Genomic DNA, 13,234 nt, shown 5'->3' on the forward strand with positions numbered 1-13,234 from the left:
AGCCGTAGGCATAACGGACCGATAACGCCTACGCTCGTCACATGGGAGAACGGGTTCTTGTGACACTCGACGGCGCGGTCGCTGATGCGGACGCGCCGTCGCTTTATGCCGACGACATCGGCGCACTGCGCGGCGATGGCGTCTTCGAAACTATTTTGGTGCGCGGCGGCACGGCGACCGCGCTGGAATTCCACTTGGCCAGGCTGCGGCGGTCGGCGCAGGCGCTGGATCTGCCGGAGCCGGGGCTGTCGAAATGGCGCTCCGCGGTGGAGGTCGCGGTCAAGGAATGGGGCTCCGAGGAAGAGGGCATGCTGCGGCTCATCTACACCCGCGGCCGCGACTCGGAATACGACGCGCCGACCGGCCTGACCTCGACCGACCCCAAGCCCACCGCGTACGTGCTCGTCTCCCCGGTACCGGCCCGCGTCGCGACCGCCCGCGCCGAAGGCGTCAAGGTGATGTCGCTGGCCCGTGGCATCTCGGTCGACCTCGCCCAGGCGGCGCCGTGGCAGCTGCTCGGCGCGAAGACGCTGTCCTACGCGACCAATATGGCCGCGCTGCGCTTCGCCCGCCGGATGGGCGCCGAGGACGTGATCTTCCACAGCACCGAGCATCGCGTGCTCGAGGGCCCGCGCTCGACTGTGGTGATCGCCCGCGACAAGCAGCTCATCACCCCGCCGGCCAAGAGCGGAGTGCTGCCCGGGGTCACGCAGCGTTCGCTGTTCGCGGTCGCGGAGAAGCAGGGCTGGGAGTGCAAGTACCAGTCGCTGTTCACCGCCGACCTGTTCGACTGCGACAGCATCTGGCTGCTGTCGAGCATCACGCTGGCCGCGCGGGTGAACCAGCTCGACGGCGTACGCATGTCGGCACCGGATAATGCGCAGGAAATCATCGATATGGTGGATCTGGGGATCGAACGTCCGGGGACCATCGGCGACTGGTGAGTCGTGTGAGGGGCACGGGTGGGCGTGCCCCTGCGGCGCCGGGATCGCCCGGTCGGACCGCGTATATCCAATCGTGCAGCAATTTTCCGGCGTGTCGTGGCGGTTGTCACGCTCACCAGCGGTAGATCCAGGCGTACGATCTACTACGACTTGTCGTAGTAGAAGCTGGAGGGTCGGATGGACATTGTGGACGTCTCCCGGTGGCAATTCGGTATCACCACCGTCTATCACTTCATCTTCGTTCCGCTGACCATCGGCCTCGCGCCGCTGATCGCCATGATGCAGACCGCCTGGGTGATCACCGGCAAGGAACACTGGTACCGGCTCACGAAGTTCTTCGGCAAACTGTTCCTGATCAACTTCGCCATCGGTGTCGCGACCGGCATCGTCCAGGAATTCCAGTTCGGCATGAACTGGAGCGAGTACTCCCGCTTCATCGGCGACATCTTCGGCGCGCCACTGGCGCTGGAAGCGCTCATCGCCTTCTTCATGGAGTCGACGTTCATCGGCCTGTGGATCTTCGGCTGGACCCGGCTCCCGAAACTGGTGCACCTGGCGACCATCTGGATCGTCGCCTTCGGTGTGAACGCCTCGGCCTACTTCATCGTCGCCGCGAACTCGTTCATGCAGCACCCGGTCGGCGCGCGCTACAACCCCGAGACCAAACGCGCTGAGCTGGAAAGCATCTGGGCGCTGCTCACCAACAACACGACGCTGGCCGCGTTCCCGCACGTCGTCGCGGGCGCGTTCCTCACCGCGGGCACCTTCGTCGCCGGGATCGCCGGCTGGTGGATGGTGCGCAACGCGCGCAGCGGCGACCCGGCGAAACTCGAGGACGCGCGCACCATGTGGCGGCCGGTGGGGCGGGCCTCGCTGGTGGTCGTCGCGCTGGCCGGTGTCGCGGTGATCTTCACCGGCGACATCCAGGGCAAGCTGATGTTCCAACAGCAGCCGATGAAGATGGCCTCGGCGGAATCGCTGTGCCACACCCAGACCGACCCCGACTTCTCCATCCTGACCGTCGGCACCCACAACAACTGCGACAGCGTCACCCACGTGCTCGAGGTGCCCTACGTGCTGCCGTACCTGGCCGAGGGCCAGTTCACCGACGTCACCCTCGACGGCGTCGTCGACCTCCAGCAGACCTACACCGTCAAGTACGGTCCCGGCGACTACCGGCCGAACCTGTTCGTCACCTACTGGTCCTTCCGCGCCATGATCGGCCTGGCCGCCGGTTCGGTGCTGCTGCTGCTCGTCGGCTTCTGGGTGACCCGCGGCGGCCGGGTGCCCGACCAACGCTGGTTCTCCTGGCTGAGCCTGATCGCGATTCCCACGCCCTTCCTGGCCAACAGCGCGGGCTGGGTGTTCACCGAGATGGGCCGTCAGCCGTGGGCGGTGGTGCCCAACCCGACCGGCGACCCGAACATCCGGATGACGGTGCAGCAGGCCGTCTCCGACCACGCCCCGGCGACGGTGATCTTCTCGCTGATCGTGTTCACCCTGCTCTACGGCGTGCTGGCGGTGGTGTGGTTCTACCTGATCCGCCGGTACACGATCGCCGGGCCGGACGAGCCGACGCCGCCGACCCCGGGCGACGGGCCCGACGGCCCGGACACCGGCAGGCATCGCAAACCGGAAGAGCCTGCCGTCGAGCAACTTTCCTTCGCTTACTAGGAGCCGGTGATGGATCTGCAGCAATTCTGGTTCGTCCTGATCGGCGTGCTCTTCACCGGCTACTTCGTGCTGGAGGGCTTCGACTTCGGCGTCGGCATGCTGATGCCGATCATCGGCAAGGGCTCCGATGCCCGCAGGCGCGTGGTGCTCAACACCATCGGTCCCGTGTGGGACGCCAACGAGGTGTGGCTGATCACCGCAGGCGGCGCGATGTTCGCGGCGTTCCCCGAGTGGTACGCGAGCATGTTCTCCGGGTTCTACCTGGCGCTGTTGCTGCTGCTGGTCGCGCTGATCCTGCGGATCTGCGCGATCGAGTACCGCGCCAAGATCAACGATCCGAAGTGGCGGACCTGGTGCGACATCGGCATCGGGATCGGCTCCTGGATCCCGGCGCTGGCCTGGGGCTGGGTGTTCGCGAACCTGGTGCGCGGCGTGCCGCTGAACGACAAGCGCCAGATCGTCGGCTCGGTCTGGGACCTGCTCAGCCCGTACGCCCTGCTCGGCGGCCTGGCGACCGGCATCCTGTTCGCGCTGCACGGCGCGGTGTTCCTGGTCCTCAAGACCGGTGGCGAGGTCCGCGACGACGCGCAGCGCATCGTCCGGCTGCTGCTGGTGCCGACCGCGGTGATCGTCGGCGCGTTCGGGCTGTGGACCCAGCTCGCCTACGGTGCCGGCTGGACCTGGGCGGCGCTGGGCGCGGCCGTGCTCGGCCTGGTGCTCGCCGGCGCGGCGAACGTGGCCGGGCGCGACGGCTGGGCCTTCGTGGGCACCACGCTCACCGTGGCCTCGGCGACCGTGCTCATCGTCGGCTCGATGTACCCGAACGTGCTGCCCTCGACCATCAGCCCGCTGTACGACCTGAACATCTACAACGCCTCCTCCAGCGCCTACACGCTGAAGGTGATGAGCTGGGCCGCCGTGCTGGCCACCCCGGTGGTGCTGGTCTACCAGGGCTGGACGTACTGGGTGTTCCGCAAGCGGCTGACCGTCGAGCAGATTCCGGCGCCGACCGGGCTGCCGCTGAGCAGCAAGGACTGAGCGATGGCACGGGCGGACGCGGCCGGGTCGGCCGCAGCGCGCGAGAGCGCAGGCCGTCGTCCGCCCGTCGACCCACGGCTGTGGCGCTACGCCCGCTCGGTGCGGCCGCACCTGGTGGTGTCGGTGCTGCTCGCGCTGGTCATCACGGCCACGATCGTGGCGATGGCGGTGCTGCTCGGCCGGGTGCTCGCGGGGGTGATCACCGATCCCGGCAAGCGTGAGTTCGCCGCGTGGACGGGCGAATTGCTCGGCCTCGTGGTCGCGATCGCGGTGCGCACGGCGGCGAGCTGGTGGCAGGCGCGGCTGGCGCATCGGGCAGGCGCCACGGTGGTCGCCGAGCTCGAGTCGGCGGTGCTGCGGGCCGGAGCCGAGCTGCCGCCCCGCGAACTCGACGCCCGCCGGACCGAGATCGCGGTGGTCGTCGGGAACGGGCTCAGCGGGTTGCGCGGCTGGTTCACCGGTTATCTGCCCGCCCTGCTGCTGGCCTGCCTGGTGCCGCCGATCGTGGTGGTGGTCATCGCCTTCCACGATCCGACCTCGGCGCTCATCGCCATCATCACGGTGCCGCTGATCCCGCTGTTCATGATTCTCATCGGCCTGCTCACCCAGGGCCGTGCCGAGGCGACCCTCGCCGCGACCACGCGCCTGTCCGACCAGCTCCTCGACCTGTTCGCCGGGATGCCGACACTGCGCGCCCTCGGCCGTGAGGGACCCGACGGGCCGAGCATGGTGCATCAGGTCCGGGCACTGGGGGATTCGCTGCGCCGGCGGACCATGCGGGCGCTGCGGATCGCCTTCCTGTCCTCGATGGTGCTGGAATCGCTGGCGACCCTGAGCGTCGCCCTGATCGCCGTCGCCATCGGTCTGCGGCTGGTCTACGGCGAGATGACGTTGTACGCCGGGCTCGTCGCGCTGATCCTCGCGCCGGAGGTGTACTGGCCGCTGCGGCAGGTGGGGGAGAAGTTCCACGCGGCGCAGGACGGGATGGCGGCGGCGGACAAGGCCTTCGCGGTGCTGGCGAATTCGGCTCCTGGGCACACGGATTCGATGGGCTCCCGGTCCGGCGGGGCGGTTCCCGGCGCCCGCGCGATCGGTGGGGCCGAAGACGCCGTCGCGGGTGACCCCGGGATAGGCGTCGAGGGTGCCGAAGCGATCGAGCGCGGGGGCGATGCTGGGCCTGCCGACGGCAGGGGTTCGCGAATCACGGTGCGCGGGTTGACCATCGCCGCGCGATCCGGGAACGCGCCGGATCGCCTGACCGCTGAACTGGCCCCGGGCCTGGTCACGGTGCTCACCGGACCGAACGGGTGCGGCAAATCGACCACGCTACAAGCGATTCTGGGCCTGATCTCGCCCGAGGCGGGCGCGATCCTCGTCGACGGCGCCGACGTCCGCACCCTCGACCCGGACAGCTGGTGGGCCCGCATCGCCTGGCTGCCCCAGCGTCCGGTGCTGGTCCCGGGCACCCTGCGCGAGAACATCGCACTGCTCGGCGCGCACTCCGCCACCGACCTCGACGAGATCAGCGCCGCGACGGGATTCGACGCGGTGCTCGACGAACTCCCCGACCGCTGGGACACCAGGGTCGGCCAGGGCGGTCTCGGCCTGTCCCTCGGCCAGCGCCAACGCCTCGCCCTCACCCGCGTGCTGGCCGCCCGCCGCCCCATCCTCCTGCTCGACGAACCCACCGCACACCTCGACTCCCACAGCGAACAGCGGGTGCTGGCCACCCTGCGAGCCCTCGCCGCCGCGGGCGCGACCGTCGTCGTCATCGGTCATCGCCCGACCGTGCTGGCCGCCGCCGACGTCGTCGTGGAGGTGGAGGGAAGCAGCGCGCCCGGCGCAGGTGCCTCCGACGACCCCGGTCCGCCGGCTGTGCCCGGCACCAGCACGTCGCCCGATACCTTGCCGGACAATGGCATCGACAGCGAGTGCACCGACCGCGACCACGGCGCCCGGGCGACCGATGTCGGCGCGGAGTCGCGCGGCGAAGTCGCGGATGGTGGACGGGCGGCAGCGGACGCAGAGCGTGTGTTGCCGGACAGTCCGGCGGACGCCATCGGTGAATGCGGTGAGGCCGCGTGGAGCGACAGCGCCGCAACCTGCGGGTGCGGCGCGGTCGGTGCCGAAGGGGGATCGGGCGGTGAAGCGGGCTCGAAGGGCCGAGGCCGGGGCGGTGCGGTGGTTCGTGGGGTGGCGGGGGTGTCGGTGTCATGAGTGGAATCGGTGCGGTGCGTGGGGGTTCCGGGCGCGGGTCGCTGGTGCGGGATCTGCGGGAGATGTGGCAGTTGCTGGCGCTGTCGCCGTGGCGGGTCGTGGTGGCGATCGCCTGGGGTGTGGCGGCGCTGGGCAGCGGGCTCGCGCTGGCCGCGCTGGCGGCCTGGTTGATCGCGCGGGCCTGGCAGATGCCGCCGGTGCTGTATCTGAGCGTGGCGGTGGTCGCGGTTCGGGCACTGGGGATCTCGCGCGGGCTGTGCCGCTACCTGGAGCGGCTGGCCAGCCATGATGTGGCGCTGCGGGCGATGACCTCGGCGCGGACCACGGTGTATCGCACACTCGCCCACGCGGATCTCTGGTGGTGGGGTGGGGCATCGGCCGATCGTCCGGAGATGACGGGGTCGGGCCGACGGACCGACCTGCGGGCGACAGCGGGCACAGGCCGTGATCAAAGGGAGCGCGCAGGCGATCTGACAGAACCCTCGGACCGGAGTGGCGACTTGGGGGAGTCTGCGGGCGGGAGCGGCGATCGGGGTGCGATTTCGGGTGGGGGCGGGGATCTGCGGGAGATGCGACGGGGTGATCTGCTCGTGCGGATCGGTGCCGATATCGATGATCTCGGTGCGGTCGTGGTGCGGGTGCTGGTCCCGGTCGCCGTCGCGGTGGTGTTGTCGATCGCGGCGGTGGTGCTGATCGCGTTCATCTCCGTGCCCGCGGCGGGGATTCTGGCTGTCGCCCTTGCTGTTTCGGGGATGCTCGCACCGTGGCTCGCGGGGGTGGCGGCGCGGGAGGCCGAGCAGGCGGTGCGGGCCGATCGCGCGGCGTTCACGGCGGAGGCGGTCACCGTGCTCGACCACGCCGCCGAACTGCGGGTGGCGGGCAAGCTCGATGCCGCACTCGCGCAGGCGGACACGGCGATCGAGCGCGCGGTGCGGGCGGAGGACACCGCGGCGGCGCACAGCGCGTGGGCGGCCGCGGCCACTCCGCTGTCGATCGGCGTCAGCGCGCTCGGCGCCCTGCTGGTCGGCATCGCGGCCTACGGGCCCACCGGCGGACTCCCCGGCGGCATGACCCCGATGGCCCTCACCATCCTGGTCCTCGTCCCTCTCTCGGCCTTCGAAGCCGTCGGCGCCCTCCCCACCGCCGCGACCACCCTGACCACCTCCCGCGCCGCCCTCCGCCGCCTCCGTGCCGCCGAGAGGGCCACGATCACCGACGCACCGCTCTCACCCGCCCGCACCGCGACGACGTCCCACGCGGCCGAGGCGACCGGCACGGCCGGGCACAGCGCCGTGGCCCGCACCGAAGCGGACTCGCAGCGAGGAGCCGTCGAGGAATTGTCCTCGTCGTGGATTCCGCTGCCGGAGGGCCGTCGGATCGTCGTCGTCGGGCCGAGCGGGGCGGGCAAGACGACCTTGCTCATGGCGTGGGCCGGCCTGTTCGACACCCCGCGCGAGGGCGTCACCTTCTTCGCCGAGGACGCCCACCTGTTCGGCACCTCGATCCTGGAGAACCTGCGTGTCGCCAAGGGTGATCTGACGGAGACCGACGCCGAGGCCGCGTTGCGCGCCGTCGGACTCGGTCCCTGGCTGGCATCGCTGCCCGAGGGGGTACACACCGGGCTCACGGCCGGGGCGGCCACGGTCTCGGGCGGCCAGCGCCGCCGCCTGCTGCTCGCCCGCGCGCTGGTCGCCCCGGCACGCACCCTGCTGCTCGACGAGCCCACCGAACACCTGGCCGCCGCCGAGGGGGAACAGCTGCTGCTGGACCTGCTCGACGCGGACAGCGGACTGGTCGCCCCGGATCGGACGGTCGTTGTCGTCACCCACCAGCTCCCGGCTTACCACCGGGCCGACACGGTCGTCACCGTCGACGCGACCGGCGCCTGCCACGTCGTCCACCCCGCGCGCTGACCGGCATCCGCCCAGCTCAGAGCCGCGAGAAAATCAATTGCCGACCTCGCGCCGCACCGATAGATTCATCGGTACACAAGAGAGGAGGTGGTCTGAAGAATGTATGTTCATCGGATGCGTGAGGTGGCTGCCCGCTAGCAGCTCCACTGCGGGAGATTCCCCAGCGGTGCGCTGAGCGAATCCCAGGCAGTCACCCGGCCCCCGAGCCCCCGGCCTATCCAACCGGGACCACCGTGTTCTCGAACGCGGCGGAATGGCTCGGGGGTCGCTCCATTTGAGATCTGTCAGCCGATGTAGCGCTGCAAGCGGGCCGAGAGCCGGGGCTCGAGGGCGCCGTCGGCGTCGACTCGTTCCTCCACATAGGCCAGGTCACCGCCGTCGACGATGCCGTAGAGGCGCTTGGCGCCGCCGACGACCGCGCCGGACTGGCTGCGGATCACCACATCGGTGGCCAGCTCCCAGGAGGACTGGGTGCGGGCGGTGCCGTAGAACAGCTCGACGATGCCGTTGCTGTGGGTGAGCAGGAGTTCGAGCATCTCGTCGTCGCCCTCGGTGCCGACGCGCCAGAAGCCGCTCTCACGCAGATCGGGGCGTTCGAAGTTGCCCTCGCCGTCGAGCTTCCAGGTCTGCGACTCCCAGACCAGGTAGTCGCCGCCGTCGTGCGAGACGACGATCTGCTGGCCGAAGCGGTAGTCGCCGTCGGCGGAGTGGTTGCCCTCGCCCTCGCCGCGCCACACGCCGACCAGCGGCAGCAACGCCAGCATGGCGTGGTTCAGATCGGGACCCTCGCGCAGATTCGCGGTGTCCTCGGGCAGGGGAAGACCCGGCAGGACCGAAATGTTCCGGACGCCGGTCTCTTTCGCCCGTTCGGCGGCGACGTTGACTGCCTCGTCACCGCTGCGACGCTCGGCCGGAGCGCCTTGCTCTGTGCTCGCTCGCTCGGCCGGATCGGAACCTTCGCTCGCGAGCCCGCTCATGACGCTGCTCCCATGGAGTCCTGAGCGGCGGCCTGCGTGGTTACGCTGCGCTGCCGCCTCCGGCCGCTGACGCTCATGACTCGGTGAAGAGCCGGTAGAAGACGTACAGGCCGAACCAGCCGATGAGGATCGACACGGCGATGAGGAGAATCTCGAAGAAGAGGACCACGAATCGGAGTCTAGCGAGTCCGGTGAGCGGACACGAAAACGGCCCTGGTAGTTCCCGCACAGGAACTACCAGGGCCGTTGTGAGGTTCTTACTTCGCGACCTCGACGTCCACCGAGTGGATGCCCGCGCCCTCGGGGCGGACCTCGGCCGAGCCGTTGCCCGACGAGGACAGCGCGCGCAGGGTCCACGAACCCGGCGCGGCGAAGAAGCGGAAGTCACCGGTGCCGGAGGCCACGACCTCGGCGGTGAAGTCACCGTTGCCGTCGAGCAGACGCACGAACGCGCCGCCCACCGGCTGACCGTCGGCGCTCAGGACACGGCCGGTGATGACCGTCTCCTTCTCCACGTCGACGCCGGCCGGGATGGCCTGACCCTGGGTAGGTGCTGCACACATAGATTTACGCTCCCAACTCGATAGGTGCACCGACGAGCGAACCGTATTCGGTCCAGCTGCCGTCGTAGTTCTTGACGTTCTGGTGGCCGAGCAGCTCCTGCAGCACGAACCAGGTGTGCGAGGAGCGCTCACCGATGCGGCAGTAGGCGATGGTCTCCTTCTCGCCGTCCAGGCCCGCGTCCTTGTACAGCTCGGCGAGCTCGGCGTCGGAACGGAAGGTGCCGTCCTCGTTGGCCGCCTTGCTCCACGGCACGTTGATCGCGCCGGGGATGTGGCCGGGACGCTGGCTCTGCTCCTGCGGCAGGTGCGCGGGAGCCAGGATCTTGCCGGAGAACTCGTCGGGCGAACGCACGTCGACCAGGTTCTTGGTGCCGATGGCGGCGATGACCTCGTCGCGGAACGCGCGGATCGAGGTGTCGGGGGCGGCGGCCTTGTACTGGGTGGCCGGGCGCGAGACCGCGTCACGCGAGAGCGGGCGACCGTCGAGCTCCCACTTCTTGCGGCCGCCGTCGAGCAGCTTGACGTCGTTGTGGCCGTACAGCTTGAAGTACCAGTAGGCGTACGCCGCGAACCAGTTGTTGTTGCCGCCGTACAGGACGACGGTGTCGTCGTTGGCGATGCCGCGCGCGGAGAGCAGGTCGGAGAACTGCTCCTGGTTCACGAAGTCGCGACGAACCTGATCCTGCAGGTCGGTCTTCCAGTCCAGCCGGACGGCGCCCTCGATGTGGCCACCCTCGTAGGCGGAGGTGTCCTCGTCGACCTCGACGAAGACGACGCCGGGGGCGTTGAGGTTCTCTTCGGCCCAGTCAACGGAGACCAGGACATCGGAGCGAGCCATGTTGTTCCTTTCAGAGATGACTTGCAGGGGTTCAGTTCGATGCCGGGCCGGCGGAACTGGCGTCAGGCCCGGAGGAGGCAGCCTGCGTAACCACGGAGGGCCAGCCAGTTTCGCCGGACGATGCAGTGGACCGGCGGAAGCGGGCCACCAGGGGGTAGATCTGGCAGCCCAGGCAAACCCCGAACGCCGCGTTCAGGAACGCCGCGAACAGAGCGAAGCCGGCGAATACCGCGCCGACGATCGGGGAGCCGAGCACGAAGCCCAGCAGGGAGAGACCGGCGAACGCGAAGCCGAGCAGCTGCGCGAAACGCAGCGGCGGCACGGGCTCGGTCTCGGTGGTCGGACCGTTGCGCGGCGCGATCAGCGCGGCGTAGATCCGGCCGTAGGGGTGCTTGGCGGGGCCGCCGGAGGCGCCGATCGCGAACACCACGGCCTGCAGGCCGATCAGGATCGCGGCGGCGGTGGTCGAGAAGGCGGCGGTGACGAGCACCAGCACCAGCACGCCGGTGGTGATCCAGGCCACGAAGCGCGGCCCGCGAACATCGACGCGAGGTGGGGATTCAAGGGAAGTGGTCATCGTGCGAACTCCTGCGCTGAGTTGAGTCAGTGGGAACTGCAGTTCGCCGGGGGATCGTGTCGATCACTCGCGCGGCGGACAGAGGTCGGCGTCAGGAATCTCGGGAGAGAAGCCGACCGTTCAGCGGCACAGGCAGCAACAACCACCGAGCCGACACAGATCAACTGTGCGGCGTCGGGTGAGCATCAGCTCGTGGTCGGATTGCACGGGGAGTAGTTTACCCGGTCTCGTCGGGAAATGTCCCGGCCCCCCGGAACAGGGGGCCAGATCACACTGTCAGCGGTTCCAGCGCGGTGCGCAGATCGCCCGCCTTCGGCACGCCTGAGATGCGAAAACGCTCCTTGCCCTCGGCGTCGAAGACGAAGGTCGTCGGCAGCGACAGGACGTTGAGTTCCCTTGCCAGCGCGGGGTCGGCGTCGATGTCGATCTCGATGTCGCGCGGGGCGTTCGGAGAATCGGACAGGTCGGCGGTCACGCCGGCGACCACGCGGCGAACCGCGTCGCAGGGGCCACACCAGTCGGCCGAGAAGTGCAGCACCGCGGGGGTCGCCCCGGTGACGCCCGCCGCGTCCAGCAGGCGAGCGCGCTGGGCGGTCTCCGGGTCGAGGGTGGCCGGGCGGACCCGGCCCTGGTTGCGCCGCAGCAGCAGGCCGACCGCGACAGCGGCCAGCACGACGGCGGCGAGGATGGCTAGTTCGATCATGGTTGTAGCAATCGGTCCAGGTCGATGGTCAGGGAGCGGCCGACACCGTAGACGATGATCTGACCACCCTTGGCCTCCACTTCGGTGGGGGCGATGCCGAACGGCAATTCCTTGGTATCGATGGTACGGCTGAAGCGCTCGAGCACCGCGGGCTTGTCGACGTCGAGGATGTCGGTCTTGGTGGTCGAGACCGGCGTATCCGCGGTGGCGGAGCGGTCCTTGTAGAAGCGGGTGGCCTGGATGCGGATCTTGTCCCCGTCCAGCATCAGATCGGCTTCGACCTGTACTTCGACCCGAGTCGTGTTGTTGCCCGGGGTGACGCCCGGCGCGAGCACGCGGCCGTTGGCCGCCACCGGAAGTGTGCCCTTGAGCACATGGGCGCCCGCGGTGGTCAGGCCGGAACCGCCCGAACCGCCGGTACCGTCGGCCTTGTCGGCGGGCGGGCCGAGGACCTGCAGATCGGGGATGCCGAACAGGCGGCCGAGCTCGGTCGGCTCGATCGCCATCTGGGCCTCGACCCGGTCGACCTGTACCGCGCGCGCCGTGCCGTCGAGCAGCTCGCTCGCCGAGGCGTGCAGTCCGTAGAGATTGGCCTCCAGAGCGATCTCGCCCGGAATATCGGGGCGCATGCTGCGGGCGCGGACCAGGACGTCGTCGTAGCGCCCCGACACCGCCTGGGCGATGAAGGGGAATCCCTTGATGGTCACTTCGGGGTCGGCCGACAGATCGGCTCCGGCCCGCAGTTGCCGCGACACGTGGTACTCGGTGTAGGCGGCGGCGCCGAAATCGATCACCACCGCCACCCCGGCCAGGCACAGCAGCCCGATGATCAGCTTGCGCATGCGAGCCAGCCTATCCGGCGCTACGGTTCGGGCGAAGCGCGCGCCGACGCGTTACCTCGCGGCCACCATGTTGCGAGGTCATGGCCGCGCACGCGCTAATGTTGCAGACGACTTACCTGTGTTTCGGCGACGTAGCTACGCGGCTGCTGTCGTCCGCGGAGCCACGAGATAGGAGGAGAGCCCGGTGGAGCTGCTCCTACTGACCTCCGACCCCAACCCCGATGCGGTGTTGCCGTCGTTGTCGCTGCTGGCGCACAACGTGCGGCCCGCGCCGACCGAGGTGTCGTCCCTGCTGGAGGCGGGCAGCGCGGATGTCGCGCTGGTCGACGCCAGAACCGACCTCGCCGCGGCCCGTGGACTGTGCAGGCTGCTCGGCAGCACCGGATCCTCGGTGCCGGTCGTCGCGGTGCTGACCGAGGGCGGTCTGGTGGCCGTCAACGCGGACTGGGGCCTGGACGACATCCTGCTGCCCGGCACCGGTCCCGCCGAGCTGGACGCGCGGCTGCGGCTGCTGGTCGGCCGCAACGGTGGGGTGGCCAGCCCCGAGAACACGGGCAAGATCACCCTGGGAGAGCTGGTGATCGACGAGGGCACCTACACCGCGCGGCTGCGTGGTCGCCCGCTCGACCTCACCTACAAGGAATTCGAACTGCTCAAGTACCTCGCCCAGCACGCGGGCCGGGTCTTCACCCGGGCCCAGCTGCTGCAGGAGGTGTGGGGCTACGACTTCTTCGGCGGCACCCGCACCGTCGACGTGCACGTGCGGCGCCTGCGCGCCAAGTTGGGCAGCGAGTACGAATCGCTGATCGGCACCGTGCGCAATGTCGGCTACAAGGCGGTGCGCCCGGCCAGGACCCCCGCGGCCAAGGGCGAGGTGGTGAGTTTCCCGGACGAGGACATCGACGGCGACGACTCACTGGCCCCGCTCAACGGCACCGCGCAGTAGTC

The 13,234-nt window shown here is 69.6% G+C and carries 11 protein-coding genes and 1 pseudogene; 6 read left to right on the forward strand and 6 right to left on the reverse strand.

Going from position 1 to position 13,234, the window contains the following annotated elements; translation table 11 throughout:
- Window positions 1–41 precede the first annotated feature (41 nt).
- The 5 genes and pseudogenes from Q7X29_RS05450 to cydC all read left to right on the forward strand — a co-directional run bounded on the left by Q7X29_RS05450 (window position 42) and on the right by cydC (window position 7,786).
- On the forward strand, window positions 42–944 hold the full coding sequence (locus Q7X29_RS05450) for an aminodeoxychorismate lyase (protein WP_218718760.1): 903 nt from the start codon (window positions 42–44) through the stop codon (window positions 942–944).
- 177 nt (window positions 945–1,121) lie between these two features.
- Complete coding sequence (locus Q7X29_RS05455; RefSeq protein ID WP_218718761.1) at window positions 1,122–2,618, forward strand: cytochrome ubiquinol oxidase subunit I; 1,497 nt, start codon at window positions 1,122–1,124, stop codon at window positions 2,616–2,618.
- A gap of 9 nt (window positions 2,619–2,627) precedes the next feature.
- Complete coding sequence (gene cydB, locus Q7X29_RS05460) at window positions 2,628–3,656, forward strand: cytochrome d ubiquinol oxidase subunit II (RefSeq protein WP_218718762.1); 1,029 nt, start codon at window positions 2,628–2,630, stop codon at window positions 3,654–3,656.
- 3 nt (window positions 3,657–3,659) lie between these two features.
- A pseudogene (gene cydD / locus Q7X29_RS05465) lies at window positions 3,660–5,492 on the forward strand (thiol reductant ABC exporter subunit CydD); the annotation flags it as partial.
- Between the two features lie 443 nt (window positions 5,493–5,935).
- On the forward strand, window positions 5,936–7,786 hold the full coding sequence (cydC, locus tag Q7X29_RS05470; RefSeq protein WP_316573705.1) for a thiol reductant ABC exporter subunit CydC: 1,851 nt from the start codon (window positions 5,936–5,938) through the stop codon (window positions 7,784–7,786).
- Between the two features lie 284 nt (window positions 7,787–8,070).
- Here cydC and Q7X29_RS05475 read toward each other — a convergent pair whose 3' ends face one another.
- From Q7X29_RS05475 to Q7X29_RS05500, 6 genes are all read right to left on the reverse strand, one after another.
- Window positions 8,071–8,763 (reverse strand): FABP family protein, encoded by a 693-nt coding sequence (locus Q7X29_RS05475; protein ID WP_218718765.1) that lies wholly within the window; start codon window positions 8,761–8,763, stop codon window positions 8,071–8,073.
- Window positions 8,764–9,020: 257 nt separating this feature from the next.
- Entirely contained in the window at window positions 9,021–9,326 is a 306-nt protein-coding gene (locus Q7X29_RS05480; protein WP_022565856.1) for a DUF1416 domain-containing protein, read from the reverse strand.
- Between the two features lie 4 nt (window positions 9,327–9,330).
- Window positions 9,331–10,164: a sulfurtransferase gene (locus Q7X29_RS05485; RefSeq protein WP_019044855.1), complete on the reverse strand. Its 834-nt coding sequence runs from the start codon at window positions 10,162–10,164 to the stop codon at window positions 9,331–9,333.
- A 31-nt stretch (window positions 10,165–10,195) separates the two neighbouring features.
- On the reverse strand, window positions 10,196–10,741 hold the full coding sequence (locus Q7X29_RS05490) for a DUF4395 domain-containing protein (RefSeq protein WP_255587837.1): 546 nt from the start codon (window positions 10,739–10,741) through the stop codon (window positions 10,196–10,198).
- Window positions 10,742–11,009: 268 nt separating this feature from the next.
- The gene (locus Q7X29_RS05495; protein ID WP_218718766.1) at window positions 11,010–11,444 is read right to left on the reverse strand and encodes a thioredoxin family protein; all 435 of its coding nucleotides are present in this window, start codon (window positions 11,442–11,444) and stop codon (window positions 11,010–11,012) included.
- Window positions 11,441–12,286 (reverse strand): LmeA family phospholipid-binding protein, encoded by an 846-nt coding sequence (locus Q7X29_RS05500; RefSeq protein ID WP_218718767.1) that lies wholly within the window; start codon window positions 12,284–12,286, stop codon window positions 11,441–11,443. Before Q7X29_RS05500 ends, Q7X29_RS05495 begins: the two co-directional genes overlap by 4 nt.
- A gap of 184 nt (window positions 12,287–12,470) precedes the next feature.
- On the opposite strand from Q7X29_RS05500, the gene Q7X29_RS05505 reads away from it, so the two are divergent.
- Window positions 12,471–13,232, forward strand: coding sequence for a winged helix-turn-helix transcriptional regulator (locus tag Q7X29_RS05505; protein WP_218718768.1), 762 nt, complete (start codon window positions 12,471–12,473; stop codon window positions 13,230–13,232).
- Window positions 13,233–13,234 lie beyond the last annotated feature (2 nt).

This window comes from Nocardia canadensis (assembly GCF_032656385.1).
Lineage (GTDB): Bacteria > Actinomycetota > Actinomycetes > Mycobacteriales > Mycobacteriaceae > Nocardia > Nocardia canadensis.

What these genes read in the sequence shown, in the direction of transcription:
- Q7X29_RS05450 (WP_218718760.1), top strand. Translation starts at nt 42, where the DNA reads ATGGGAGAACGGGTTCTTGTGACACTCGACGGCGCGGTCGCTGATGCG.
- Q7X29_RS05455 (WP_218718761.1), top strand. Translation starts at nt 1,122, where the DNA reads ATGGACATTGTGGACGTCTCCCGGTGGCAATTCGGTATCACCACCGTC.
- cydB (WP_218718762.1), top strand. Translation starts at nt 2,628, where the DNA reads ATGGATCTGCAGCAATTCTGGTTCGTCCTGATCGGCGTGCTCTTCACC.
- cydC (WP_316573705.1), top strand. Translation starts at nt 5,936, where the DNA reads ATGTGGCAGTTGCTGGCGCTGTCGCCGTGGCGGGTCGTGGTGGCGATC.
- Q7X29_RS05475 (WP_218718765.1), bottom strand. Translation starts at nt 8,763, where the DNA reads ATGAGCGGGCTCGCGAGCGAAGGTTCCGATCCGGCCGAGCGAGCGAGC.
- Q7X29_RS05480 (WP_022565856.1), bottom strand. Translation starts at nt 9,326, where the DNA reads ATGTGTGCAGCACCTACCCAGGGTCAGGCCATCCCGGCCGGCGTCGAC.
- Q7X29_RS05485 (WP_019044855.1), bottom strand. Translation starts at nt 10,164, where the DNA reads ATGGCTCGCTCCGATGTCCTGGTCTCCGTTGACTGGGCCGAAGAGAAC.
- Q7X29_RS05490 (WP_255587837.1), bottom strand. Translation starts at nt 10,741, where the DNA reads ATGACCACTTCCCTTGAATCCCCACCTCGCGTCGATGTTCGCGGGCCG.
- Q7X29_RS05495 (WP_218718766.1), bottom strand. Translation starts at nt 11,444, where the DNA reads ATGATCGAACTAGCCATCCTCGCCGCCGTCGTGCTGGCCGCTGTCGCG.
- Q7X29_RS05500 (WP_218718767.1), bottom strand. Translation starts at nt 12,286, where the DNA reads ATGCGCAAGCTGATCATCGGGCTGCTGTGCCTGGCCGGGGTGGCGGTG.